Raw genomic sequence first — 23,744 nt, 5'->3', positions numbered from 1 at the left:
TCCACTGGCCAGACCACTTTTGCGCCGCGAACCACCGCCGTCAAGCGACTGTGCGAAAATTGGCTCAGCCACTGGACCGAAACCCCGGTGTTAGCCTGATCACCGATCCCCTTCCCCGCCTGGAGGAAACCCGGTGTCCGACGCCCTGCGCCCGCTCGCCCGCCCGCGCCTGTACGAGCAGGTCGTGCAGCGGCTGCGCGAGCACGTCGCCGCCTCCGGCCTGCGCACGGGCGACCGCCTGCCGCCGGAGCGCAAGCTCGCCGAGCAGCTCGGCGTCAGCCGCGCCTCGGTCAAGCAGGCCATCGTGGTGCTCGAGGTGCAAGGGCTGGTCGAGGTCAGGCACGGCGGAGGCACCTACCTGCGCCGCGAGTCGCTGGACGTCGAGCCGGTCGACGAGCTGGTGGCCCGCAAGCGCCGCCTGCCCGACGTGCTGGACGCGCGCGAAGCGCTGGAGACCAAGACCGCGGAGCTGGCCGCGCAGCGGCGCACCGAGGCGGACCTGACCGAGATCGACGCCGCACTGGCGGACATGCGCCGCGAGATCGCCGACGGCGAGCTCGGCAGCGAGGGCGACCGCCGCTTCCACGCCGCGATCACCGCCGCCGCGCACAGCTCCCTGCTCGCCGACTTCATGCGCACGATCGCCACCGAGATCGCCGAGAGCCGCCAGGAATCCCTGCGCCAGCCGGACCGCCCGAACAAGTCCCTGACCCAGCACGAGCGCATCGCCGAGGCGATCCACGCCGGAGACGCCCGCGCGGCGGTCGCCGCGATGCGCCGCCACCTGCGCACGGTCAGCCGGGTCCGCCTCCTCTCCTGGGACCCCGACGCCGAACCGACTTCCCCGGCCGAGTGACGGACCTCCGACCGAGGCACCAAGGCTTCTCCCTGCTTAGGGACCGCGCGCGGCTAGAGGCGTGTCGATTCCGTGCGAAATCGACACCTCGTCCCCGACCGGATGGCGGATGGGTGCGGTCGTTAGGCTGGGTCGTCCTGTTCCGGTCGTTGTGGAGTGCGTGACGTGATCGACCGCCTGGCTCCGCCGCGCGAGCGGGTGGTCCGATGATCGGGTGGCTGCTGGCCACCGCGGGCACCGCTGCGCTGGGCAGCTTCTTCCCGCTGGTCAACATCGAGCTCTACCTGCTCGGCGTGGTGTCCACAGTGGATGGCGTGAGCTGGTGGGCGTTCGGGCTCGCCGCCGCGGTCGGCCAGGTGGCGGGCAAGACCCTGTTCTACTTCGCGGGCCGGGGCGGGTTCGCGCTCGGCGAGCGGCTGCTCAAGCGGCTGGAGGCCAAGCGGAAGGGCAGCCGGTGGGCCGGCTGGTTCGAGAAGTTCCACCAGCGCACCGTGGAGCGCCCCTGGTGGGGCCTGGGCGTGCTGGCGCTGACCGCGATCCCCGGCATCCCGCCCTACAGCCTGATGTGCCTGCTCTGCGGAGCCGCCGGCCTGCCGCTGCTCGGCTTCCTGGCGGCGAGCCTGCTCGGCCGCAGCGCGCACTTCCTCATCGTGGCCGGTGCCCCCGAACTGCTGCACTGGCTGCCCGCCGCACTCGGGTCCTGAACGGGCATACCCCTCGGCCCAGGCGGGAAACCTGATGGGCGGTCTCAGCCGACACCGAGGGGAGCCAGCCGCGATGGGCAACGAGAACGACAAACAACGACAGCTCGACGAGGTCCGCCAGGACCTCACCGGCACGAAGCTGACCACCCAGCAGGGCGTGCGCGTCGACCACACCGACGACGCGCTGACCGCCGGCGAGCGCGGGCCCACGCTGCTGGAGGACTTCCACGCCCGCGAGAAGATCACGCACTTCGACCACGAGCGGATCCCGGAACGCGTGGTGCACGCCCGCGGCGCCGGGGCCTACGGGTACTTCCAGCCCTACGACGGCTGGCTGGGCGAGCACACCGTGGCGCGGTTCCTGACCGATCCGAACCAGCGCACCCCGGTGTTCGTGCGGTTCTCCACCGTCGCGGGCTCCCGCGGCTCGGCCGACACGGTCCGCGACGTGCGCGGGTTCGCCACCAAGTTCTACACCGAGCAGGGCAACTACGACCTGGTCGGCAACAACATGCCGGTGTTCTTCATCCAGGACGGGATCAAGTTCCCGGACTTCGTGCACGCGGTGAAGCCCGAGCCGCACCACGAGATGCCGCAGGCCGCGTCGGCGCACGACACGCTGTGGGACTTCGTGGCGCTGCAGCCGGAGACGCTGCACATGATGATGTGGCTGATGTCCGACCGGGCGCTGCCGCGCAGCTACCGGATGATGCAGGGCTTCGGCGTGCACACCTTCCGCCTGGTCAACGCCAACGGCGAGGGCACCTTCGTGAAGTTCCACTGGACGCCGCTGCTGGGCAGCCACTCGCTGCTGTGGGACGAGTGCCAGAAGATCGCCGGTGCCGACGCCGACTTCAACCGGCGCGACCTGTGGGAGTCGATCGAGGCCGGCCAGTACCCGACGTGGGAGCTGGGCGTGCAGCTGGTCGACGAGTCGCGGGAGTTCGACTTCGACTTCGACCTGCTGGACGCCACCAAGATCATCCCGGAGGAGGAGGTGCCGGTGCGGCCGGTGGGCCGGATGGTGCTGGACCGCAATCCGGACAACTTCTTCGCCGAGACCGAGCAGGTCGCCTTCCACACCGCCAACGTGGTGCCGGGCATCGACTTCACCAACGACCCGCTGCTGCAGGCGCGCAACTTCTCCTACCTCGACACCCAGCTGATCCGGCTCGGCGGCCCGAACTTCGCGCAGATCCCGATCAACCGGCCGACCGCCGAGGTGGCCACCAACCAGCGCGACGGCTTCGGCCAGCAGCGGATCCACCGAGGCCGGACGAGCTACACCGAGAACAGCCTCTCCGGCGGCTGCCCGGCGCTGGCCGACGAGGACGTGTTCCGGCACTACCAGCAGAAGGTGGACGGCTACACGATCCGCAAGCGCAGCGAGAGCTTCAAGGACCACTACAGCCAGGCCACGCTGTTCTGGAACAGCATGGCGTCCTGGGAGAAGGAGCACATCATCGCCGCGTTCCGCTTCGAGCTCGGCAAGGTCGATCACCAGCACGTGCGCGCCAACGTGGTCGACCACCTGGAGAACGTCGACCACGAGCTGGCCGCGGCGGTGGCCGAGGGCGTCGGCGTGGCGCCGCCCAGCGGCGGCCGGCCCAACCACGGCCGCAGCTCCCCCGCGCTGAGCCTGGCCAACTCGCGCACCGACACGATCATTAGCCGCAAGGTGGCGGTGCTGGTCGCCGACGGCGTGGACACCGGGGAGGTGACGCAGATCCAGCGCGGCCTGGCCGAGCGCGGCGCGCTGGCGGAGGTGCTGGGCCTGCGCGACGGCAAGATCAGCGGCACCGACGGCGACGAGGTGAGCGCGGACCGGGCAGTGCACACCATGATGTCGGTGCTCTACGACGGGGTGATCGTGCCGGGCGGCGCGGAGAGCGTGCGCGCCCTGTCCGAGGACGGGCACGTCGTGCACTTCGTCGCCGAGGCGTACAAGCACCACAAGCCGGTCGCGGCCAGCGACGAGGGCATGGAGCTGCTGCGGCGCGCCGGAGTCGCTGAAGCGCGCGAGCCCTCCGGTGGTGACGGCGTGGTGACCGACCTCGGCGTGATCATGGCCGCGCACACCGGTGGTGCGCTGCCGGAGGGGTTCGTCGAGGAGTTCGCCGCCGCGCTCGCCCAGCACCGGGTGTGGCAGCGGGACACCGCATCCGTGCCGGCCTGAGCGGCGGGCGGAATGGGCTGTTCGTGCCTCCCAGCTGCACGAACAGCCCGTTCGCCGGGTTGATCCGGATCACCCGCAGACACCTCGCGGACACCTAGCGTCACCTTTCGTACCGATACGATCACGCAACGCGACTCCGGTCGCGCCATCTCGGCAGGCCTCGCTTACCGTGCTTGCCCGTGAGCGTCTTCCGAACGATGCCCGTCGAGGACATCCTGACCCGCGGTGAGCGCAGCGGGCTGATCCGCAGGCTGACCGGCAAGGATCTGGTCGGCTTCGGGATCGGCATCATCATCGGCACCGGTGTGTTCACGCTGGCCGGCATCGAGGCCAAGGAGCACGCCGGGCCCGGCGTGGTGCTGTCCTTCGTGATCGGCGGTGTCGTCGCCGCGCTGGCCGCGCTGTGCTACGCCGAACTCTCCTCAGCGGTGCCGACCGCGGGCAGCGCCTACACCTACGGCTACGCCACGCTGGGCGAGCTGTTCGCGTGGATCATCGGCTGGGACCTGCTGCTGGAGTTCGCCCTGGGCGCCGCGGTGGTCTCGCGCAGCTGGTCGGGCTACGTGGCGAACCTGCTCGGCCTGCCACCGGAGTGGTTCGGCGAGGACGCCACGGTCAACGTCGGCGCGATCCTGATCATCGCGGCGCTCACCGTGATCGCGGTGATCGGCATCCGCGAGTCGTCGTGGGTGACCAACGCGCTGGTCGTGGTCAAGGTCGCGGTGTGCGTGCTGGTGATCGTCGCGGGCCTGTTCTTCTTCAACGGGGCCAACCTCGACCCGTTCGTGCCGCCCGCGCAGCCCGCCGCCGAGACCGCGAGCGCGCTGGAGCAACCGCTGGTGCAGGTCGTGCTCGGCATGGAGCAGTCGATGTACGGCATCGGCGGCGTGTTCACCGCGGCGGCCATCGTGTTCTTCGCCTACACCGGCTTCGAGGCGCTGGCCAACCTCGGCGAGGAGACCAAGCGCCCCAAGCGCGATCTGCCGGTCGGCCTGCTCGGCAGCCTGATCGTGTGCACCCTGCTGTACGTGCTGGTCGCGTTCGTGCTCAGCGCGATGGTCGACTACCGGCAGATCGACGAGGGCGCCCCGCTGGCGGCGGCGTTCCAGTCGGTCGGCCAGCCGTGGGTGGGCGCGCTGATCGCGCTGGGCGCGGTGACGGGCCTGACCTCGGTGATGATGGTCGAGCTGGTCACCATCGGCCGCATCGGCTTCGCGATGAGCCGCGACGGCCTGCTGCCGCCCAAGCTCTCCCAGGTGCACCCGAAGTGGGGCACGCCGCACCGGATGACCATCGGCGGCGCGGTGGTGATCATGCTGATGGCCGGGTTCATCCCGATCTCCGAGCTGGCCGACATGGTGAGCATCGGCGCGCTGTCCGGCTTCGTGATCGTCTCGCTGGCGGTCCCGGTCCTGCGCCGCACCAAACCGGACCTGCACCGCCCGTTCCGGGTGCCGCTGTCGCCCTGGCTGCCGATCCTCAGCGCCCTGGCCTGCCTGTACCTGATGACGAACCTGGACATCATCACCTGGCTCCGCTTCGCGGCCTGGCTGGCCCTCGGCCTGCTGATCTACTTCGCCTACGGCTACCGCAACGCCCGCCTGTCCAAGCAGACCCCGGACACCGCCCGCGACTAGCGCGGTCGAGTCGACGCGAAGGGCACCGTTTGGCGAGTGACTCGCTAGAAGGTGCCCTTCGCTTCGTTTGGATGCCCCGTTCAGGTGGCGGAGAGTTCGCGGATCGCCTCGGTGCCGATGGAGATGAGGTTGGCGAGGTTTTCGCGGCCGATGGTGAGGACGTACTCGCTGTTCGGTCCACAGTAGAGGACCACGACGTCGTTGTGCCGATCGAGCTCGTAGCGCATCGGCACCTCCTGCTCCATCGCTACGAACGAGTCGATGAATATCCCGGACTGCTGGCACACGCCCATGCTCCCGACCTTCCTCAGTGGACGACTATGGTGACTCGCTGGAGCCAAACAATCGCTTAGCGCGACCGTCGCGTTAAGATTAGGGCGACCGTCGCGCTAAGGTCACGTCCCTGATCGGGTGTTTCGAGATCCTGGAGGTCGTCGATGGCGCGAGCCCGCCAAACCCTGGAGCGCCGCCAACTCGGCCTGACGCTGCGCCGGATCCGCGAGGAATCCGGCATGTCCCAGCAAGCCGCAGCGGAAGCGATCGGCCGAGTCCGCTCCCGCATCGTCGAGCTGGAAGACGGCAAGGGCACGCTCAGCCAGGAAGACCTGGGCAAGCTCCTGGACTTCTACGAGGTCTCCGGAGACGAGCGCGAAACGGCGCTCGCGCTGGGCGCCCAAGCCCGGAGACGCCAACGTGGCCGCACCTACACCGACCTCCTCCCCGGCGCCTTCCAGCGCTTCGCCGACCTCGAAGCCAGCGCCGCGGAGATCAGCAGCTACGAATGCGGGATGGTGCCTGGGCTGCTGCAAACGCCCGAGTACGTCAGAGCACTCATCGACGAAGGCGACGGGATCTGGTGGCGGTCATCGGAAGCCGAACTGGAGCAACGCGTTGCGTTCCGCCTCGATCGCCAGAAGCGCACATTCGATGCATCACCCGCCAAGAAGATGTCATTCGTCTTGACTGAAGAGTCCCTTCGCTCGCGGGTCGGTGGTCCAGAGATCATGCGCGACCAACTGGCACATCTCCTCGATCTGCTGGGCAGACGAGCAGATCTGTCCATCCAGGTCTTGCCCCGCGAGAGCTACCAGAATCCGGCTCGCGGAGGTGGCTTCACCCTGTTCGAGTTCAGCGGGCAAGGCTCGCCGGTCGCCTTCGCGAACGTCGTTTACGGCCCCTCCACCTACTTCCACGACGAAGCCGATACTGCGACGATGTTTCGCGTCTTCCGACGGCTCCGCGACCTCGCACTGAGCGCGCAGGCGTCACGTCAGCTGATCGACGGGATCATGAGGGGTGGCTGATCATGCCGCGGTTTACCCGGGACACGGGATGGTTCAAGAGCTCCAAGAGTGCCGCTGCCAGCGACAACTGCGTCGAGGTCCGATTACTCGACAGCACCGTCCGGGTCCGGGACTCCAAGGCACCCGATGACGGCGTGCTGAGCTTCGGGAGCGGTGCTTGGGGTTCTTTCTTGGCTTCCCTCAAGGCTTGATGTTTTGGCTGGTGATGGTCCGTGAGTGGTTTGGGGTGCCATGGCGCCCCAAACCACTCACGAGGCCTGAGCTGCCGAAGGCTTGCGGCGGGCCAGGACGACCTCGGCCAGCGCCACCAGCAGGGCCGCGGTGACGAAGGCGATCGAGACGATCAGGCCGCTGGTGATCGCCGCGTCGAAGCCGCTGGTGCTCAGGACTCCGAAGAAGAGACCGGAGGCCGCTGCCGTGCCCACCGCCGAGCCGATGCGCTGGCCGGTCTGCTGGACTCCCGCCGCCGTTCCGCCGTGGGCCACGTCGATCTCGCTGAGCGTCACCGTCTGGTTCGGGGAGATCACCAGGCCGCTGCCGATTCCCGCCACCAGCAGGGGCACCGCCGTCACCGCGCCCGCCATCGGGCCGGGGTGGGTGGCCAGCAGGACGTCCGTGGCCAGGAGGCCGAGCAGGGCCGCCAGCAGGCCGATGATCACCAGGTGGCGGCCCATGCGGTGCACGATCCGGCCGCCCAGCGCGGAGGACACCGCCGAACCGACCGCGAACGGCGTCAGCGCCAGCCCGGCTTGCAGCGCCGAGTAGCCCAGGCCGCGCTGGAAGTACACCGCCAGCACGAAGAAGATGCTGGTGAACCCGGCGAAGTAGAGCAGGCCGAGGGTGGCTCCGAAGGAGTAGCTGCGGATCCGCAGCAGGCGCAGGTTCACCAGCGGGTGGTTCCCGCGCTTGCGGTACCAGTGCTCCCAGACCGGGAACGACGCCAGCAGCACGGCCGCGACGATCAGCAGGTACCACGGGCTGCTGCCGCCGCCCTCCTGCTCGACCAGCGGCAGCAGCAGGCACAGCAGGCCGCCGCCGAGCAGCAGCACGCCCACCAGGTCGAGGCTCCGGGCCGCCTCCCGCCGGGTGTCGCGCGGCAGGACGCGCATCCCGTACAGGATCGCCGCCGCGCCGATCGGCAGGTTCACGAAGAACACCCAGCGCCAGCCGTGCTCCGCGCCCGCCAGCTGGATGATCAGGCCACCGAGCAGCGGGCCGATCGCGGTGGAGATGCCCACCACGGCGCCGAACAGGCCGAAGGCCTTGCCGCGCTCACGACCGTGGAACAGCTGCTGCATCAGGCCGAGCACCTGCGGATTGAGCAGTCCGCCCGCCACGCCCTGCAGGAGACGGGCCACCACCAGCCACAGCGGTGTCATCGCGAATCCGGCCAGCGCGCTGGCCACCGTGAACGCGCCCAGCGCCAGCAGGAACATCCTGCTCCGGCCCCGGTCGTCGCCCAGCCGGCCCGCGGGCACCAGCACCAGGCCGAAGGTCAGCGCGTAGCCGGAGACCACCCAGGACAGCGCGGCGGCGGGCGCGTCCAGGCCCTGCTGGATGGACGGCAGCGCGACGTTGACGATGCTGACGTCCAGCAGCGTCATGAATCCCGCGATCAGGCAGACGGCCAGCACTCGCCAGCGGGTGGCGGACGGCTCGTCGGTTCGCGTCTTCGACTCGGTCGGGTCCACGGATTCAGCTCAGCACGTTCGTTCTAGGCTCGCACTACCCGATGCGGCCCAGCATTGCGACCGACTGACTTATCAATCACGTAGACCGCCCGAGAGACCGCGCGACGACCCCGATCGACCGCTTCTAGCTAGGCATATTCCGCAACTCGACAGGACGGCCGACGATCGCAACACGGTCGGATCATTGCGATTCTCGCAATGTGCTGTTAGCGTTCCGTCTCGTGCAGGACACGACGGCTGCGTTGCGCCAGCGGGTGCGCGACGTGTTGCGCCAGTACCCCGGGAGCCAGCGCGCTTTCGCCGAGCAGATCGGGTTGGACCCCACCAAGCTGTCCAAGTCGCTGACCGGCACCAGGCGGTTCACCCCGGCCGAGCTCACCCGCATCGCCGAGCTGACCGGCGTGACGGTGAACTGGCTGATCAACGGCGGCGACGACGTCGAGACGGTGGCCGCCGCGCCGCAGCGCACCGCCCGGCCCGCTCGCGATCCCGGCGACCTCCGGGAAGCCAGCCGCTACCAGCAGATCCTCGACGCCGCCTGGCACCTGATCGCTGAACGCGGCTACCACTCGGTGCGCGTCTCCGACGTGGCCAAGGAGTGCGGCACCAGCGCGGCGACCATCCACTACTACTTCCCCGGCCGCAACGACCTGCTCACCGAGACGCTGCGCTACTCGGTGCGGCTGGCCTTCGACCGGCAGGTCGCCGAGCTGCACGCGGTCGAGGACGCCCACGAGCGCCTGCTGCGGCTGGTGGAGCTGCAGCTGCCCACGCCGGGGCTGCTGCGCCAGGAGTGGTCGATCTGGCTGCAGGTGTGGAACGAGAGCGCGCTCAACCCCGATCTGCAGGTGCTGCACAGCGATTCCTACACGCGCTGGCACGACACCATCGCCCGCACCATCCGGCAGGGCCAGGAGCAGGGCGTGTTCGCCGACACCGACGCCGAGGAGCTGACCGTCACGCTGACCGCGCTGATCGACGGCCTCGGCATCCAGGTGCTCGCCGGACGCCCCGGCCGGTCCGTCGAGCGGATGCGCAAGGCGCTGCGCGAGTACGTCGAACGCGAGATCGTCCGGCACTGACATCCCCCGAAACCCCACCTGGGCGCCAGCACCGGTGCCCGGGCGCTGGAACCTGCCCACGAGAGGAGAGCCCCGATGGCCAGCGAAGTGATCGTCACCGCCGCGCTCACCGGCGCCGGTGACACCACCGGCAAGAGCGAGTTCGTCCCGGTGACCCCGGAGCAGATCGCCAAGGACGCGGTCGAGGCCGCCGAGGCCGGGGCGGCCGTGGTGCACATCCACGTCCGCAACGTCGAGACCGGCCAGGGCTCGCGGGACACCGCGCTCTACCGCGAGGTCGTGGAGCGCATCAAGGAGACCGGCACCGACGTGGTCATCAACCTGACCGCGGGCATGGGCGGCGACCTGGTCATCGACCCCGACGACCCGCTCAAGCCGGTGGACGGCACCGACCTGGTCAACGGCCTGGACCGGCTGCCGCACGTCGAGGAGCTGCTGCCGGACATCTGCACGCTGGACTGCGGTTCGCTGAACTTCGGCGAGGGCAGCCAGCTCTACATCTCCACCCCGGACATGCTGCGGGCCGGCGCCAAGCGGATCCAGGAGCTGGGCGTCAAGCCGGAGCTGGAGATCTTCGACACCGGCAACCTGTGGTTCGCCAAGCAGCTGCTGGCCGAGGGCCTGCTCGACGCCCCGCCGCTGTTCCAGCTGTGCGCGGGCATCCCGTGGGGCGCGCCGCCGGAGCCGGGCCTGCTGCAGGCGATGGTGAACATGCTGCCGGAGGGCGCGAACTGGGCGAGCTTCGCCATCGGCCGCGACCAGCTGCGCTGGGTGGGCCTGACCGCCGCGCTCGGCGGCAACGTGCGCGTCGGCCTGGAGGACAACCTCTACCTGAGCAAGGGCGTCAAGGCCAGCAACGCCCAGCTGGTCGAGCGCGCGGTGACCATCGTCGAGGGCATGGGCATGAAGATCGCCACGCCCGACCAGGCCCGCGAGCAGCTCGGCCTGAAGAAGCGCTGAGCCCCGGCGACTCCGCGGGACCGCCATTGATCCGTTTCCGCTGGTCAGACCCCGTGAGTGCTTTGTGAGGCTATAGCAACCCAAAGTACTCACGGGTCACCACCAGCGGAAACGCACCAGACGATTTCGCGTGAAGTCGCCCGCCCCACACCTCGGGCGGCCGGTGCCGCCCGCGCATAGACCTCGAAAGGGAATTCTGAGTTGAACGAGCACACCCCCTCCCCCGGTTCGGTGCGCCGGGTCACCTGCATCGGCGCCGGTGTCATCGGCGGTGGCTGGGTCGCGCACTTCCTGGCCCGCGGCTACCGGGTGACCGCGTGGGACCCGGCTCCGGAGTTCGAGGCGAAGCTGCGGCGGCTGGTCGACGCCGCGTGGCCCGCGCTGACCGAGCTGGGCCTGGCCGAGGGCGCCTCCCGCGACAACCTGGTCATCGCCGCGACGCTGGCGGACGCCGTCGCGGACGCCGAGTTCGTGCAGGAAAGCGCACCGGAGGACCTGGCGCTCAAGCGGGACCTGCTGGCCCGCATCGACGCGGCCACCCCGCCGGGCGTGGTGATCTCCTCCTCGACCTCGGGCTACGGCATGACCGAGATGCAGGTGGACTGCCCGACCCCGCAGCGGCTGGTGGTGGGCCACCCGTTCAACCCGCCGTACCTGATCCCGCTGGTCGAGGTCGTCGGCGGCGAGCGGACCGAGCCGTGGGCCGTGCGGTGGGCCTCGGAGTTCTTCGAGGTCGCGGGCAAGTCGGTGATCACCATGGACCGCGAGGTGCCGGGCTTCATCGCCAACCGGCTGCAGGAGGCGATCTGGCGCGAGGCGCTGCACATGGTCGCCAACGGGGAGGCCACCGTCGAGCAGATCGACGCCTCCATCACCGAGGGCCCGGGGCTGCGCTGGCCGCTGCTCGGACCGTGCCTGACCTTCCACCTGGCCGGCGGCGAGGGCGGCATGGCGCACATGCTGGACCACTTCGGCCCGTCGCTGAAGTCGCCGTGGACCCGGCTGGAGGCGCCCGAGCTCACCACCGAGCTGCGCGATGCGATGGTGCAGGGCTGCGAGCGGGCCGCCGACGGCCGCAGCATCGCCGAGCTGGTCGCCGACCGCGACCGCGCGGTGATCGCCGTGATGCGGGCGGTCGACGAGGTGCGGAAGGGCGCGAAGTGACCGCGCTCGGCCAGTTCCGCCAGCGGGTCCGTCCGGAGTGGATCGACTACAACGGCCACCTCAGCGAGGCCTACTACGTGCTGGCCTTCGGGTTCGCCACCGACGCGGTGATGGACCAGGTGGGCCTGGACGAGGCCTACCGCAGCGGCACCGGCTGCTCGCTGTACACAGTGGAGGCGCACGTGCGCTACCTGCGCGAGGTCGGGCCGGACGCGGAGCTGGTGATCACCAGCCGCGTGCTGGGCGCGGGGGCGAAGAAGGTGCGCCTGTGCCACGAGATGTCCGTGAACGGCACCGTGGTGGCCACCGAGGAGATCATGGCGCTGCACGTCGACCAGGCGCAGGGCGGCACCAGCCCGTTCCCGGCGGCGGTGGCCGAACGGCTGGCCTCGCTGGTCGAAGCGCCACCGGAGTACGCGGGCCGGGCCATCGGCTGACGGCCGCGAGCGCGACGACCGGCCGCGACCGGTCGTCGCGCTCGCAACCGCCGGCCCGCTCGGGATGACCGGATCGCCTCGGATGGCTACCGTGGCGGGTGTTCCGCCCACGACCGACGGGAGGATCGATGAATCCCGAGACCCCGGAGACCGACGCGGCCGAGCAGGCCCGCCAAGTCGATGAACTGGCCGAGGACGAGGAGCCGGAGCAGGTCGAGGCGCCCCTCGACGCCGATCCGGCCGACCTCGCCGACCAGCACCGCGCAGTCCCGCTCGACGACGCATACGACCACGACTGACGTCCGCCCTACTCGGGGAGGACGCGGCCCGGGTTGAGGATGTTGTGCGGGTCGAGCGCCGCCTTGATCGCGCGCTGCGTGCTCAAGGCCGCCTCGTCCAGCTCCTCGCCCAGCCACCGCTGCTTGAGGTGGCCGACGCCGTGCTCGCCGGTGATGGTGCCGCCCAGGTCCAGGCCCAGCGCCATGATCGCGTCGAACGCCTGCTGCGCGCGGACGCTCTCCGCCGCGTCGTCGGCGTCGAAGGCCACCACCGGGTGCATGTTGCCGTCACCGGCGTGCCCGGCGCACAGCACCTGGACCTGGTACTGCTCGGCGATCCGCCCCAGGCCCTCGACCAGGTTCACCATGTTGCGCCGGGGCACGCACACGTCGTCGACCAGCACCGTCAGGCCCAGGTGCTCGTGGGCGTCGCCGACCAGCCGCCGCGCCTGCATCAGCAGCTCGCCCTCCGCCGGGTCGTCGGCGACGACCACGTCCGAAGCGCTGTTGGTGCGGGCCACGGTCTCGAAGGCGGCGAGGTCGCCCGGCGCCGCATCACCCCGGTCGGACTGCACCAGCAGCATGCCCGCCATGCCCTCGGGGAAGCCGAGGTCGGCGATCTTCTGCACCGCGTTGACGGTGGGCCGGTCCATGAACTCCAGCACCGACGGCCGGTAGCCCTCGGCCAGGTAGCCGGCCACGGTGCGGACGGCGTCGGCGATGGTCGGGAAGAACGCGACCGCGGTCAGCGGCTGCGCGGCGGCCGGGCGCAGCGCCACGGTGACCTCGGTGACCACGCCGAGGGTGCCTTCGGAGCCGACGATCAGGTGCGTCAGGTCGTAGCCGGCCACGCCCTTGGCGGTGCGGCGACCGGTGCGCATCACCCGGCCGTCGGCCAGCACGACTTCGAGGCCGCGGACGAAGTCCCCGGTCACGCCGTACTTCACGCAGCACATGCCGCCTGCGTTGGTGGCCACGTTGCCGCCGATGGTGGAGATGCTGCGCGAACCGGGATCCGGCGGGTAGAACAGCCCGTGCTCGGCGACCTTCGCCGCGAGCACCCCGTTGACCACGCCGGGCTGCACGACCGCGACCTGCTCGGAGACGTCGATGTCGAGGATGCGGTCCATCTTCTCCAGCGACAGCAGGATGCAGCCGTCCAGCGCGTTGGCCGCGCCTGACAGCCCGGAGCGAGCGCCCTGCGGCACCACCGGGACCCGGTTGCGGTGCGCCCACTCCAGGGTCACCGAAACGTCCTCAGTGGACCGCGCACGGACCAGCGCCGCGGGAGCGCCCGCCGGGCAGAAGCCGGCGCGGTCCCGGCGGTGGGCCTCCAGCACGTCGACGTCGTCGAAAACGCGCCCGTCGGGCAGCAGATCGCGCAGGGCTAGCACATCGGCGGTGGTCATCGGGTGAACTCTCCGACCTCGGTGGGAACGGTCTTGCCGCTAGAACTTAACCCGCCGAACGGCCCCGGAGTCCACCCTGCGGAATGGGCCTGCTCACAATGCGGGCAGGTTTCCGCCCGACCACGTCACCGGCAGCCCGCGGACGGACCAGCACGCCGACTACTTCGCCGAGCACCGGGTCAGCGACGAGATCCGCCAGAACGGCCTGCGCATGACCTTCGTCGGCATCAACCGCCCGCTCGAGGCGTACACGCAGGCGCTGCACGACGCGGGATTCGTCATCGAGCAGCTGCTCGAACCACGCCCGGAACCGGCTGCTGTCGAGCGCGCTCCCGAACTGGCTGCGGCGACGCGCAGTCCGTTCTTCCTGCACATGCGCTGCAGGCTGGCCGAGCGGCGCTGACCGCCGGGGTTCCGCCGGTCAGCCCGGCCAGTGGCCGAAGAGGTCGGCGAAGCCCTCTCGCCAGCTGGGCCACTTCGGGCGCCAGCCCAGGGTTTCGCGGAGGCGGAAGTTCGTCGCGCCGCGCTGCTCGGTGAGCTGGTGGACCGTCAGCCAGTCCAGCTGGGCCCTGGCCTGCTCCAGGGTCAGCGACACCGGCGCCGGGCCGCCCGCCATCCGCGCGTAGGCGGGCAGCCACTCGGTGGCCTCCGCCGGTTCGTTGTCCACCACGTTGTAGGCGCCGGGATCGCCGCTCGCCAGCAGTTCGAGCACCGCCCCGGCCGCATCCTCGACGTGCGTGAACGAGGTCAGCCCCACTCCCTCGGAGACCACCGGCAGCTCGCTGCCGCACACCCGCGAGTGGACCGCGCCGCCCGGCGCGTACTGCGTGCCCGGGCCGTAGAGGTTGCCGTAGCGCAGCGCCACGCCCTCGATGCCCGAACAGGTCAGGACCGCTTCCTCCATCGCCACCTGGGCCCGGACCGCCTCGCCCCAGCAGCCCGGCGCGTCCGTCCACAGTGGTGATTCCTCGTCCAGCACGTCGTGGCCGTGCGGGCGGTAGGCAGCGGTCGTGCTCTGCCCGATGATGCGCTTCGCACCGGCCGCCACCGCGGCGTCGAGCAGGTTCTTCGAGGCCCGCTCGTGGGAAGGCGCGGCGCGGTGCCGCCCGTCGGTGAGATCGGCCCGGCCGATCCCGGAGGTCTGGTCGACCACGACATCCGGTGCGGCGCGGCACAACTCGCGCCGCACCCCGTCGGGATCCAGCAGGTCGGCTACGGCGATATCGTCGAACGATGTCGAGCCGTTCAGCCGGTCAACGCGCCGGACGAGCGCGGTCACGTGATGACCTCGCTCCCGCAGCAGCGGGAGGAGCGTCCTTCCGACCACGCCGGTAGCACCGGCGACAACCACACGCAGGGGCACTTCGACCTCGCACCGGGTTAGACGTCAGCGGCTCGAAAGCCTACCCCGGTGGCTTACCCCGGAACGGGTGAAAAACGGTCGCCCTCGCAGGCGGCAGACCGGCACCGCGGACGGCCCGGACCTGCCGCCCCCATGAGGCGGCATCAGAGCTCTCTCCGATGCACCGTCGTGCCGGATCGGCACGACTCTTCGTCAGATGGTGCGGATTCCCGCGGCCTGCGGACCCTTCGGGCCCTGTGCGATGTCGAACTCCACGCGCTGGTTCTCCTCCAGCGTGCGGAAACCGGAGGCTTCGATCGCGGAGTAGTGGGCGAAGACGTCGGCGCCGCCGCCGTCCGGGGTGATGAACCCGTAGCCCTTCTCCGCGTTGAACCACTTGACGGTACCGGTAGCCATTCCCTGTTTCTCCTGATTCTGCTGGCCAGGGTCAACACTGCGCAGACCCCAGGTCGCCGAGCCGATCCCCGCCGCGCTGGAGCACCACCGCACAAAAAAAGTGCCTGCGTTCTGGCAGGCACTTTCCAGTACTGCTGGGACCAAAACAGCAACCACCGCAACGCTAGCACTCCGGCTGCGGGTTGTCACACGTCGATCGCCGCCTGTCAACACCGCCGCCGGGCACCGGTTTTCAGGGAATGCTCAGCAGTCCCTGCCCGCGGGCTTCCGCGGCGAGGTTCTGCTCGGTCCGCTGCTCGGCGAGCAGCAGTGCCGCGGCCCGCGGCGTGAGCCCTTCGGCGTCCCACGCCGCCAGCAGCGGCGGGATCTTCGCCAGCATCTCCTCCCGCAGCACCTGGAAGGACAGCACCGGGTCGGCGTCCACCCGGCCCAGCAGCAGCCACCAGGCCCAGGCGACCGCGCCCGCGTTGGCCACGAAGTCCGGGATGACCGGAATGCCGCGCGTGGCCAGCATTTCCTCCGCGTCGGCCGTCACCGGGGTGTTGGCCGCCTCGACGATCACCTTCGCGTTGATCTCCGGAACCTGCGGCGGGGCGATCGCGTAGGACACCGCGGCCGGGATGAGCACGTCGACGTCGGCGCCGAGGATCGCTTCGCGCGGCGCGCGCTGGACGTGGTCGGGCACCTGGGCGCGGTCGATCTCGCCGAACCGGTCGCGGGCGTCCAGCAGCGCCGGGACGTCCAGCCCGTCGGGGTCGTGCAGCGTTCCGGCCGCGTCGGCCATCGACACCACCTTCAGCCCGGCCTCGTGCAGGTAGTAGGCCGCACCGCCGCCCATCGTGCCGACGCCCTGCACCGCGACCGTGGTGTCGGCGGGAGCCCAGCCCCTCGCGTGCACGACACCGAGGCAGCTCTGCGCGACGCCGTAGCCGCCGACCACGTCACCGAGCAGCAGCCCGCCGGGTACCGGGGCGTTGAGCCCGGCTCGGACGCGGCGCAGCGTGCGCTCGGCGTCCGGGGACCGCCTGATCGCAGCGTGGTAGGACTGGTGCAGCCCCACGTCGGCGAACACCTCGTCGATCAGGTGCTGCGGCACCCCGAGGTCCTCCGCCGTCACCCAGTGCGCGTCCAGGTACGGGCGCATCGACTGCACGAAGCGGCGCAGGACGCCCTTGGCCTCCGGGTCCTTCGGGTCGCAGTCGATCCCGCCCTTCGCCCCGCCCACCGGCAGGTCGAACACGGCGGTCTTGCGCGCCATGCCGCGCGCCAGGTCTTCCACTTCGGTCAGGGTGCACCCGGCACGCATCCGGGTCCCGCCGGTGGCCAGACCGGACACCAGGCTGTGCACCACCAGGTAACCGTTGCGGCCGGTCACCGGATCCGTCCAGATCACCCGCATCATCGGGTCGCGGTCGACGAGTGCCACGGGCCGAACCTCCTTCCCAGTACGCGTTGACCCGCCGCGGAGAACCCGGGCGGGGAATGAGTGCAACCAGTGATCGAACTACCTGCGAGCCGCGGAATCGCGATGCTCGCCCCACTGCCGATCAGGTCGGTCAGTGATGTCGCAGCCAGAGCGAGGAAGAGGACAACCACCGGGCTGGACGCGGGTTTCGGTACGACTCCGCTCGCATGATCCACCTCCCGCTTTCAGCCCGGATGGCTCGAAGTTAAGGGCGGCCGGTTTGGATTGTCAACAATCGACTTCTCGGACAAGCCGTTCGTCATCGGAACGGGTGTGCGACCGCCGCCGACAAGACCATCGGAAATGCCTCCGACCAGCACCGGAAGACCATCCGGACCCCAGGTCACACGAACGGGGGATGCGCGGTTCTAAGCTTCCGATCGCGACGGATGAGGGCGTAGCGCGAACCGCGCCGGGACTTGGACCAAACCACTCCCAAGATCACCGGGCGGCTGGGAGGATGCGAGCATGAGCCAACCGGGACGACCCCATGACCTACCGGGATCGCTGGACGAGGCGACGCAGCAGCAGCTGATCCAGGAGATCGGCCGGCTGATCGTGCGCGCGCTGCCCCCCGGTTGGCGCGAGGCCACCGTCGAGTACCGCGCGCTGGGCGGCCACCAGGAACTCGTCGCGCAGCTGATCGCGCCCAACGGCACCGCCGTCCCGCTGGCCCCTCCCGCGGAGGCCGCCGAGGCGTTCGGCCGGCTGCGGCAGGGCATGTACCAGCCGGACCGCGGCACCTGGGTGAGCGCGCTGTACCGGCTGCAGCGCCCCGGCAGCTACACCGTCGACTTCAACGGGGACTACGAGCCGAACTGGCGCACCGCTCCCCCGGCCGCCGCCCACGCCGACGAGCTCAGCCGCTTCCCGCGCCCCGCGTCGGCCATCCCGGACTGGCTCTCGGGCAGCCCCGCGGCGCAGCAGCTGCGCACCGCGGAGGTCTTCGACGACTCGGGCCGCCCGATCACCGACCGCCCGGCGATCGACCCGGCCGAGCTGGAGCCGGTCGCGGACTACCTGGAGCAGGCGCCGATCGTGCTGGCGGCGCGCAGCTACGACAACGACCGGCTCGACCCGAACCGGACCCCGTCGGTGCCGATGACCTTCCACACCGACGGCACCTGGGTCTGGCCGGGCGCGGTCGGCTACTACCTGCGCCAGCACGGAGTCGCCCCGGAGGCCGACCTCGTGGCGCACATCCGCCGCCAGGGCTTCCGGGTCCCCGAGGTCGCCGAACCGGTCCGCGAGCAGGCGGTCACCCTGATCACCGGCGAGCAGCGCCAGTAGCCGTCCGGTCCGAGGTGCCGAGTGCAATTTCAATGGAAATCAGCAGTCTGATTTCCATTGAAATTGCGGAGTCCGAGCACCGGACGACCGAGCCACCCGCGTCCTCCGGTGCGTCGGAGGACGGACGCACCGGTGGAACCGCGGTTCGCGGCAGGCCGGGTTCTCGGTCGGGCGAGGTGCCGGTTCGGCGGAGCTGACACAATCCCGGCATGCGCGATGTGGTGTTCGCCGGTGGACCGGTGGCCACAATGGACGCCGCCCGGTCGTTCACCGATGCGGTGGCGGTGCGGGACGGGCGGATCGTCGCCGTCGGACGCGATGCCGTGCGGGCGCACTGGTCCTCGCGCACCGAGTTCGTCGACCTCCGCGGCCGGTTGCTGCTGCCGGGTTTCCACGACGCCCACGTGCACCCGGTCTACGGCGGGATCGAACGGCTGCGCTGCGACCTCACCGACTGCCTCGACGCCGCGCAGTGCCTACGCCAGGTCGAGGCCTACCAGCGCGCGCACCCGGAAGCCGGCTGGGTGCTCGGCGGCGGTTGGGACATGGCGCAGTTCCCCGGCGGCGCACCGCACCGGGCCGCTCTGGACCAGGTGACCGGAACGCGCCCGGCGTACCTGCTCAACCGCGACCACCACGGCGCCTGGGTGAACACCACCGCGCTGCGGCTCGCCGGGATCGACCGGCACACCCCCGACCCGCCGGACGGCCGGGTCGAACGCGACGCCGACGGCGAACCCTCCGGCACCCTGCACGAGGGCGCGACCCGGCTGGTCGAGCGGGTGCTGCCGACGACCGGCGGCGCGGAGTACCTCGCCGGGCTGCTGGAGGGCCAGCGGCACCTGCACTCGCGCGGCGTGACGTCGTGGCACGACGCGATCGTCGGCCCCTACCTCGGCTACGACGACACGCTGGCGACCTACCTGGACGCCGACCGGCGCGGGCTGCTGACCGGCAAGGTGCGCGGCGCGCTGTGGTGGGACCGCGGCCGCGGCAGGGAGCAGATCGAGGAGCTGCGGCACCGCCGCGGTCAGGCGCGCGGACACCGGTTCCGGGCTGGGACCGTGAAGATCATGCAGGACGGCGTGTGCGAGAACTTCACCGCCGCGCTGCAGCTCCCCTACCTCGGCAGGCACGGCAGCGGACTGTCCTTCGTGGACTCCGAGCTGCTCGCCGAGGTGGTGCCGGAGCTCGCCGACGCCGGTTTCCAGCTGCACTTCCACGCCATCGGCGACCGCGCGGTGCGCGACGTGCTGGACGCCCTCTCCGGTGCGCGCGAACGAGGCCTCCGCCACCAGATCGCGCACGTGCAGGTCGTGCACCCCTCCGACGTGCCGCGCTTCCGCGAACTCGGCGTGACGGCCACGATCCAGCCCCGGTGGGCGGTCAACGACGCCGCGATGACCGAGCTGACCGTGCCGCGCCTGGGCCACCGGCGGGCCGGCTGGCAGTACCCGTTCCGCTCGCTGCGCGCGGCGGGAGCGGTGCTGGCAGCGGGCAGCGACTGGCCGGTGTCCGAGGCCGATCCGGTGCTGGGCGTGCACGTCGCGGTCAACCGCAGCGAGCCCGGCACCGACGACCCGCCGTTCCGGCCCGATCAGGCGCTCGACCTCGTCGACGCGCTCGCCGCCTACACCGCGGGCAGCGCGTGGGTCAACCACGCCGAGCGGGAGACCGGCACCGTGGAGGTCGGCAAGGCCGCCGATCTGGTGCTGCTGGACCGCGACCCGTTCGCCTTGCCGCCGAACGAGATCTGGCGGTGCGAGGTGGAGCTGACGATGGTCGACGGAGCAGTGGTGCACCAGCGGAGGTGACCGACCGCAACCCCGCGCTGGGCCGTGCGGGCGACACGGCCTCCCGATCGTGTGGAAGGGCATCCGGGGCATTGGCCGCCGCGGGCGCGACTGGTTTCGTGCGCAGGGTCGGTGACCATCGCAGAGAGGTGCGCGGACCATGCAGGCCTTCCGGCTGCCGGAGTTCTACCTGTCCTACCCGGCACGGCTGAACCCGAACCTGGAACGGGCCCGGGAGCACAGCAAGACCTGGGCCCGGCGGATGGACATGATCGACGCGCCGCAGCACGGCGTGGACATCTGGACCGAATCGGATCTCGACCGGCACGACTACGCGCTGCTGTGCGCTTACACCCACCCCGACGCCGACGGCGCGGAGCTGGACCTGATCACCGACTGGTACGTGTGGGTGTTCTACTTCGACGACCACTTCGTGGAGCTGTACAAGCGGAATCCGGATCTGCCGGGCGCGCGCGAGCACCTCGAACGGCTGCCCGCCTTCATGCCGGTCGAGGGACCGATCACCGCCGAGCCCGCCAACCCGGTGGAGCGCGGGCTGGCGGACCTGTGGGAGCGCACCGTGCCGTCGATGAGCGCGGACTGGCGGCGGCGGTTCGCCGAGAACACCAAGCACCTGCTGGACGAATCGCTGTGGGAGCTGACCAACATCAGCGAGAACCGGCTGTCCAACCCCATCGAGTACATCGAGATGCGCCGCAAGGTCGGTGGCGCGCCGTGGTCGGCGAACCTGGTGGAGCACGCGGTGGGCGCCGAGGTGCCCGCCGAGATCGCCGCGAGCAGGCCGATGCAGGTGCTGCGCGACACCTTCTCCGACGCGGTGCACCTGCGCAACGACCTGTTCTCCTACGAGCGGGAGGTGCGGGACGAGGGCGAGCTGAGCAACGGCGTGCTGGTCTTCGAGAGGTTCCTCGACTGCTCGACCCAGCAGGCCGCGGAGGCGGTCAACGACCTGCTGACCTCGCGGTTGCACCAGTTCGAGCACACGGCGCTGACCGAGGTGCCGCAGCTGCTCGACGAACGGGGCATCGATCCGCCGGGCAGGCTGGCGGTGCTCGGCTACGTGAAGGGCTTGCAGGACTGGCAGTCCGGCGGCCACGAGTGGCACGTGCAGTCCGGCCGGTACCCCGAAGGCGGCGCCTCCAGCGTGCTGGCCGGGCCGACCGGGCTGGGCACCTCGGCGGCCCGGATCATCTCCTCGCTGATCAGCACCGCACCGCAGCGGATGCGCAGCTACACGCGGACCCCGTTCCAGCCGGTCGGGCACGTGCCGCACCGGGAAATCCGGCTGCCGTACCCGGTTTCGCTCTCGCCGCACCTGGACCTGGCCCGCGAGCACGCCGTCGAGTGGGCGCGCTCCATCGGCATCTTCACCGACGTGCCCGCGGTGTGGGACGAGCCGGCGATGCGCGCCAACGACCTCCCGCACTGCGCCGCCGGTCTCGATCCGGACGCCACCATCGAGGAGATCGACCTGGCTTCGGCGTGGCTGACCTGGGGCACCTACGGCGATGACTACTACCCGCAGGTCTTCGGGCACACGCGCGACATGGCGGGCGCCAAAGCGCTCACCGCGCGCCTCAAGGAGCTCATGCCGGTCGAGGGCAGCAGTCCCGTCGTCCCGGTCAACGCGCTGGAGCACGGGCTCGCGGATCTGTGGCTGCGCACGGCGGGCCCGCTGACGGTGGACAAGCGCCGGGCGTTCCGCGGCACCGTCGAGGTGATGCTGGACAGCTGGCTGTGGGAACTGGACAACCAGCACCAGAACCGGATCCCCGACCCGGTCGACTACGTCGAGATGCGGCGCCGCACCTTCGGGACCGAGCTCACCATGAGCCTGTCCCGGTTCTCCCACGGCGCGACCGTGCCACCGGAGATCTACCGCACCCGCACCATCCGGGCGATGGAGAACTCGGCGACCGACTTCGCGACGCTGGTCAACGACGTGTACTCCTACCGCAAGGAGATCCAGTACGAGGGCGAGGTGCACAACGCGGTGCTGGTGGTGCAGAACTTCCTGGACTGCGACCTGGACCGGGCCTTCCAGGTGGTGCACGACCTGATGGACGCGCGCCTGCGGCAGTTCGAGCGCACCGTGGACGTCGAGCTCCCGGCCCTGTTCGCCGAGCGGGACCTGGACGCCGAAGCCCGCGCGACGCTCACCCGCTACGCCTCGGAGCTGCAGGACTGGATGGCCGGGATCCTCAACTGGCACCGCGAGTGCCGGCGCTACTTCGACGCCGAGCTCCGCCACAACATCGCGGTGCCCCGCCCCACCGGCCTCGGCACCTCGGCCGCGCGCCTCACCTGGGACCCGGTGGTCGGCTAGCGCCGGACGGCCGCCTTCGTCCCCGGACGGAGGCGGCCGTCAGTTCGCGACGTCGTGCACCGTCTCCGCGCCGATGCGGCGGCTGCGCTCGATGCCCCATTCACCGAGCGGCGCCAGCGCGCGGTTGAGCGACTCGCCGTGCTCGGTCAGGGAGTACTCCACCTTGGGCGGGACCTCCCGGTAGACCTCGCGGTGCACCAGCTCGTCCTGCTCCATCTCGCGGAGGTGCTGGGTGAGCATCTTCTCGGTCACGCCGGGCAGGCCGCGCCGCAGTTCGGCGAAGCGCCGGGTGCCGTGCTCGTGCAGCTCCCAGATGATCAGCGCCTTCCACTTGCCGGACACCACGTCCATCGCGGCGTCGATGCCGCAGAAGTAGGGCCCGCGCCGGGTTTCCTTCGCCATCCGCCCGCCTCACTTCCCAAAAGGTAAGTACCCCACTAATTAGTCGGTACTTGTCGAGCCTACCGGTTGCGGAAAGGATTCGAACATCGGAAAGCACTGAGGAGAAACGAAGTTGAGCAACGAGAAGAACACCCGCGTCAGCCTGCTCGGTCTGGGTGCGATGGGCAGTGCGCTGGCCGTCGCGGTCCTCGACGCGGGGTACCCGACGACGGTCTGGAACCGGTCACCGGGCAAGGCCGGTGCGCTGGTCGAGCGGGGCGCGGTCGCCACCGGTTCGGTCCGCGACGCGGTGGCCGCCGCTGACGTGGTCATCGCGTGCCTGTACGACGCCGCCTCGGTCCACGAGACCCTCGATCCGGTGGTCGACCAGCTGGCCGGGCGGACGCTGATCAACGTCACCACGACCTCGCCGGACCAGTCCAGAGAGATCGCCGCCTGGGCCGCCGGGCACGGCATCGAGTACCTGGACGGCGGCATCATGGCCATCCCGTCGATGATCGGCCGGCCGGGTTCGTCGATCCTCTACAGCGGATCGGCGGCGGTGTTCGAGCAGCACCGCCCGCTGCTGGACCTGTGGGGCGAGAGCGCGTACTTCGGCGAGGACGCCGGCGTGGCGTCGCTGTACGACCTCGCGCTGCTGTCGGGGATGTACGTCATGTTCGCCGGTTTCATGCACGGTGCCGCCATGGTGGCGCCCGCGGGCGTGTCGGCGGGCGCGTTCGCCGAGCGGGCATCGGCCTGGATCGCGGCGATGACCGGATCGCTGGGCCAGCTGGCCGCCGTGATCGACGGCGGGGACTACACCGTCGACGGGCAGCAGAGCCTGGAGTTCTCCAGCCTCGACGACATCATCGCCGCCAGTGCTGCCCAGGGCATCAGCACCGAGGTGATCGACGTGGTGCAGAACCTCATCCAGCGCCAGATCGACGCCGGGTACGGCAAGGAGGCCTTCCCCCGCATCATCGAGAGCATCAAGCACCCGGCTTGAGC

General features: G+C 70.5%; 23 protein-coding genes. 16 read left to right on the top strand and 7 right to left on the bottom strand.

What is annotated here, in order from left to right:
* The first annotated feature begins 133 nt into the window (after nt 1-133).
* The 4 genes from ATL45_RS30490 (at nt 134) to ATL45_RS30475 (ending at nt 5,373) form a co-directional block, all read left to right on the top strand.
* Nucleotides 134-856 carry a FadR/GntR family transcriptional regulator gene (locus ATL45_RS30490; protein ID WP_093146440.1) on the top strand — a complete coding sequence of 241 codons (723 nt, stop codon included), beginning with the start codon at nt 134-136 and terminating at the stop codon, nt 854-856.
* Nucleotides 857-1,062: 206 nt separating this feature from the next.
* The gene (locus ATL45_RS30485) at nt 1,063-1,560 is read left to right on the top strand and encodes a VTT domain-containing protein (protein WP_093146439.1); all 498 of its coding nucleotides are present in this window, start codon (nt 1,063-1,065) and stop codon (nt 1,558-1,560) included.
* A gap of 73 nt (nt 1,561-1,633) precedes the next feature.
* On the top strand, nt 1,634-3,736 hold the full coding sequence (locus tag ATL45_RS30480) for a catalase (protein WP_093146438.1): 2,103 nt from the start codon (nt 1,634-1,636) through the stop codon (nt 3,734-3,736).
* Nucleotides 3,737-3,933: 197 nt separating this feature from the next.
* The gene (locus ATL45_RS30475) at nt 3,934-5,373 is read left to right on the top strand and encodes an amino acid permease (protein WP_170210543.1); all 1,440 of its coding nucleotides are present in this window, start codon (nt 3,934-3,936) and stop codon (nt 5,371-5,373) included.
* A gap of 80 nt (nt 5,374-5,453) precedes the next feature.
* Here ATL45_RS30475 and ATL45_RS30470 read toward each other — a convergent pair whose 3' ends face one another.
* Complete coding sequence (locus ATL45_RS30470) at nt 5,454-5,666, bottom strand: hypothetical protein (protein ID WP_093146436.1); 213 nt, start codon at nt 5,664-5,666, stop codon at nt 5,454-5,456.
* 144 nt (nt 5,667-5,810) lie between these two features.
* On the opposite strand from ATL45_RS30470, the gene ATL45_RS30465 reads away from it, so the two are divergent.
* Together ATL45_RS30465 and ATL45_RS30460 are read left to right on the top strand one after the other, a co-directional pair.
* The gene (locus ATL45_RS30465) at nt 5,811-6,677 is read left to right on the top strand and encodes a helix-turn-helix domain-containing protein (RefSeq protein ID WP_093146435.1); all 867 of its coding nucleotides are present in this window, start codon (nt 5,811-5,813) and stop codon (nt 6,675-6,677) included.
* Nucleotides 6,678-6,679: 2 nt separating this feature from the next.
* Complete coding sequence (locus ATL45_RS30460) at nt 6,680-6,868, top strand: DUF397 domain-containing protein (protein WP_093146434.1); 189 nt, start codon at nt 6,680-6,682, stop codon at nt 6,866-6,868.
* Nucleotides 6,869-6,925: 57 nt separating this feature from the next.
* On the opposite strand, the gene ATL45_RS30455 is transcribed toward ATL45_RS30460, so the two are convergent.
* Nucleotides 6,926-8,368: an MFS transporter gene (locus ATL45_RS30455; protein WP_246025640.1), complete on the bottom strand. Its 1,443-nt coding sequence runs from the start codon at nt 8,366-8,368 to the stop codon at nt 6,926-6,928.
* A gap of 221 nt (nt 8,369-8,589) precedes the next feature.
* Between ATL45_RS30455 and ATL45_RS30450 the strand changes: the two genes are divergently transcribed.
* From ATL45_RS30450 to ATL45_RS39090, 5 genes are all read left to right on the top strand, one after another.
* Nucleotides 8,590-9,450, top strand: coding sequence for a TetR/AcrR family transcriptional regulator (locus ATL45_RS30450; protein ID WP_093147438.1), 861 nt, complete (start codon nt 8,590-8,592; stop codon nt 9,448-9,450).
* Nucleotides 9,451-9,525: 75 nt separating this feature from the next.
* Nucleotides 9,526-10,410 carry a beta-keto acid cleavage family enzyme gene (locus ATL45_RS30445; protein WP_093146433.1) on the top strand — a complete coding sequence of 295 codons (885 nt, stop codon included), beginning with the start codon at nt 9,526-9,528 and terminating at the stop codon, nt 10,408-10,410.
* Nucleotides 10,411-10,611: 201 nt separating this feature from the next.
* A complete protein-coding gene (locus tag ATL45_RS30440; protein WP_093146432.1) occupies nt 10,612-11,574 on the top strand; it encodes a 3-hydroxyacyl-CoA dehydrogenase NAD-binding domain-containing protein in 963 nt (320 codons plus the stop codon).
* The gene (locus ATL45_RS30435; RefSeq protein WP_093146431.1) at nt 11,571-12,011 is read left to right on the top strand and encodes a thioesterase family protein; all 441 of its coding nucleotides are present in this window, start codon (nt 11,571-11,573) and stop codon (nt 12,009-12,011) included. Before ATL45_RS30440 ends, ATL45_RS30435 begins: the two co-directional genes overlap by 4 nt.
* A 128-nt stretch (nt 12,012-12,139) precedes the next feature.
* Nucleotides 12,140-12,310 (top strand): Rv3202a family protein, encoded by a 171-nt coding sequence (locus tag ATL45_RS39090; protein WP_170210393.1) that lies wholly within the window; start codon nt 12,140-12,142, stop codon nt 12,308-12,310.
* Between the two features lie 8 nt (nt 12,311-12,318).
* Here ATL45_RS39090 and ATL45_RS30430 read toward each other — a convergent pair whose 3' ends face one another.
* Entirely contained in the window at nt 12,319-13,698 is a 1,380-nt protein-coding gene (locus ATL45_RS30430) for an FAD-binding oxidoreductase (RefSeq protein WP_093146430.1), read from the bottom strand.
* 211 nt (nt 13,699-13,909) lie between these two features.
* Between ATL45_RS30430 and ATL45_RS30425 the strand changes: the two genes are divergently transcribed.
* Nucleotides 13,910-14,101 (top strand): hypothetical protein, encoded by a 192-nt coding sequence (locus tag ATL45_RS30425; RefSeq protein WP_093146429.1) that lies wholly within the window; start codon nt 13,910-13,912, stop codon nt 14,099-14,101.
* Nucleotides 14,102-14,119: 18 nt separating this feature from the next.
* On the opposite strand, the gene ATL45_RS30420 is transcribed toward ATL45_RS30425, so the two are convergent.
* From ATL45_RS30420 to ATL45_RS30410, 3 genes are all read right to left on the bottom strand, one after another.
* The gene (locus ATL45_RS30420; RefSeq protein WP_246025639.1) at nt 14,120-15,025 is read right to left on the bottom strand and encodes an NAD-dependent epimerase/dehydratase family protein; all 906 of its coding nucleotides are present in this window, start codon (nt 15,023-15,025) and stop codon (nt 14,120-14,122) included.
* Nucleotides 15,026-15,253: 228 nt separating this feature from the next.
* A complete protein-coding gene (locus ATL45_RS30415; protein ID WP_093146427.1) occupies nt 15,254-15,457 on the bottom strand; it encodes a cold-shock protein in 204 nt (67 codons plus the stop codon).
* 232 nt (nt 15,458-15,689) lie between these two features.
* Entirely contained in the window at nt 15,690-16,859 is a 1,170-nt protein-coding gene (locus ATL45_RS30410; protein WP_170210542.1) for a Glu/Leu/Phe/Val family dehydrogenase, read from the bottom strand.
* A gap of 531 nt (nt 16,860-17,390) precedes the next feature.
* Between ATL45_RS30410 and ATL45_RS30405 the strand changes: the two genes are divergently transcribed.
* The 3 genes from ATL45_RS30405 to ATL45_RS30395 all read left to right on the top strand — a co-directional run bounded on the left by ATL45_RS30405 (nt 17,391) and on the right by ATL45_RS30395 (nt 22,352).
* Complete coding sequence (locus ATL45_RS30405) at nt 17,391-18,212, top strand: hypothetical protein (RefSeq protein WP_093146425.1); 822 nt, start codon at nt 17,391-17,393, stop codon at nt 18,210-18,212.
* Nucleotides 18,213-18,421: 209 nt separating this feature from the next.
* Nucleotides 18,422-20,026 (top strand): amidohydrolase, encoded by a 1,605-nt coding sequence (locus tag ATL45_RS30400; RefSeq protein WP_093146424.1) that lies wholly within the window; start codon nt 18,422-18,424, stop codon nt 20,024-20,026.
* A gap of 139 nt (nt 20,027-20,165) precedes the next feature.
* Nucleotides 20,166-22,352, top strand: a complete 2,187-nt coding sequence (locus tag ATL45_RS30395; protein ID WP_093146423.1) for a terpene synthase family protein — start codon at nt 20,166-20,168, stop codon at nt 22,350-22,352.
* Between the two features lie 39 nt (nt 22,353-22,391).
* Here the strand turns inward: ATL45_RS30395 and ATL45_RS30390 are convergent, their stop codons facing one another.
* Nucleotides 22,392-22,754: a winged helix-turn-helix transcriptional regulator gene (locus tag ATL45_RS30390; RefSeq protein WP_093146422.1), complete on the bottom strand. Its 363-nt coding sequence runs from the start codon at nt 22,752-22,754 to the stop codon at nt 22,392-22,394.
* Between the two features lie 112 nt (nt 22,755-22,866).
* Here ATL45_RS30390 and ATL45_RS30385 point away from each other — a divergent pair, with 112 nt between their 5' ends.
* Nucleotides 22,867-23,742 carry an NAD(P)-dependent oxidoreductase gene (locus ATL45_RS30385; RefSeq protein ID WP_093146421.1) on the top strand — a complete coding sequence of 292 codons (876 nt, stop codon included), beginning with the start codon at nt 22,867-22,869 and terminating at the stop codon, nt 23,740-23,742.
* Nucleotides 23,743-23,744: the final 2 nt, after the last annotated feature.

The organism is Saccharopolyspora antimicrobica, from assembly GCF_003635025.1.
Taxonomy (GTDB): domain Bacteria; phylum Actinomycetota; class Actinomycetes; order Mycobacteriales; family Pseudonocardiaceae; genus Saccharopolyspora; species Saccharopolyspora antimicrobica.
Note: the sequence above shows the minus strand (reverse complement) of the source record. Positions and strands in the feature narration are given on the sequence as shown.

What these genes read in the sequence shown, in the direction of transcription:
- ATL45_RS30395 (WP_093146423.1), top strand. Translation starts at nt 20,166, where the DNA reads ATGCAGGCCTTCCGGCTGCCGGAGTTCTACCTGTCCTACCCGGCACGG.
- ATL45_RS30480 (WP_093146438.1), top strand. Translation starts at nt 1,634, where the DNA reads ATGGGCAACGAGAACGACAAACAACGACAGCTCGACGAGGTCCGCCAG.
- ATL45_RS30470 (WP_093146436.1), bottom strand. Translation starts at nt 5,666, where the DNA reads ATGGGCGTGTGCCAGCAGTCCGGGATATTCATCGACTCGTTCGTAGCG.
- ATL45_RS30465 (WP_093146435.1), top strand. Translation starts at nt 5,811, where the DNA reads ATGGCGCGAGCCCGCCAAACCCTGGAGCGCCGCCAACTCGGCCTGACG.
- ATL45_RS30410 (WP_170210542.1), bottom strand. Translation starts at nt 16,859, where the DNA reads ATGATGCGGGTGATCTGGACGGATCCGGTGACCGGCCGCAACGGTTAC.
- ATL45_RS30460 (WP_093146434.1), top strand. Translation starts at nt 6,680, where the DNA reads ATGCCGCGGTTTACCCGGGACACGGGATGGTTCAAGAGCTCCAAGAGT.
- ATL45_RS30485 (WP_093146439.1), top strand. Translation starts at nt 1,063, where the DNA reads ATGATCGGGTGGCTGCTGGCCACCGCGGGCACCGCTGCGCTGGGCAGC.
- ATL45_RS30390 (WP_093146422.1), bottom strand. Translation starts at nt 22,754, where the DNA reads ATGGCGAAGGAAACCCGGCGCGGGCCCTACTTCTGCGGCATCGACGCC.
- ATL45_RS30475 (WP_170210543.1), top strand. Translation starts at nt 3,934, where the DNA reads ATGCCCGTCGAGGACATCCTGACCCGCGGTGAGCGCAGCGGGCTGATC.
- ATL45_RS39090 (WP_170210393.1), top strand. Translation starts at nt 12,140, where the DNA reads ATGAATCCCGAGACCCCGGAGACCGACGCGGCCGAGCAGGCCCGCCAA.
- ATL45_RS30445 (WP_093146433.1), top strand. Translation starts at nt 9,526, where the DNA reads ATGGCCAGCGAAGTGATCGTCACCGCCGCGCTCACCGGCGCCGGTGAC.
- ATL45_RS30400 (WP_093146424.1), top strand. Translation starts at nt 18,422, where the DNA reads ATGCGCGATGTGGTGTTCGCCGGTGGACCGGTGGCCACAATGGACGCC.
- ATL45_RS30415 (WP_093146427.1), bottom strand. Translation starts at nt 15,457, where the DNA reads ATGGCTACCGGTACCGTCAAGTGGTTCAACGCGGAGAAGGGCTACGGG.
- ATL45_RS30430 (WP_093146430.1), bottom strand. Translation starts at nt 13,698, where the DNA reads ATGACCACCGCCGATGTGCTAGCCCTGCGCGATCTGCTGCCCGACGGG.
- ATL45_RS30405 (WP_093146425.1), top strand. Translation starts at nt 17,391, where the DNA reads ATGAGCCAACCGGGACGACCCCATGACCTACCGGGATCGCTGGACGAG.
- ATL45_RS30425 (WP_093146429.1), top strand. Translation starts at nt 13,910, where the DNA reads ATGACCTTCGTCGGCATCAACCGCCCGCTCGAGGCGTACACGCAGGCG.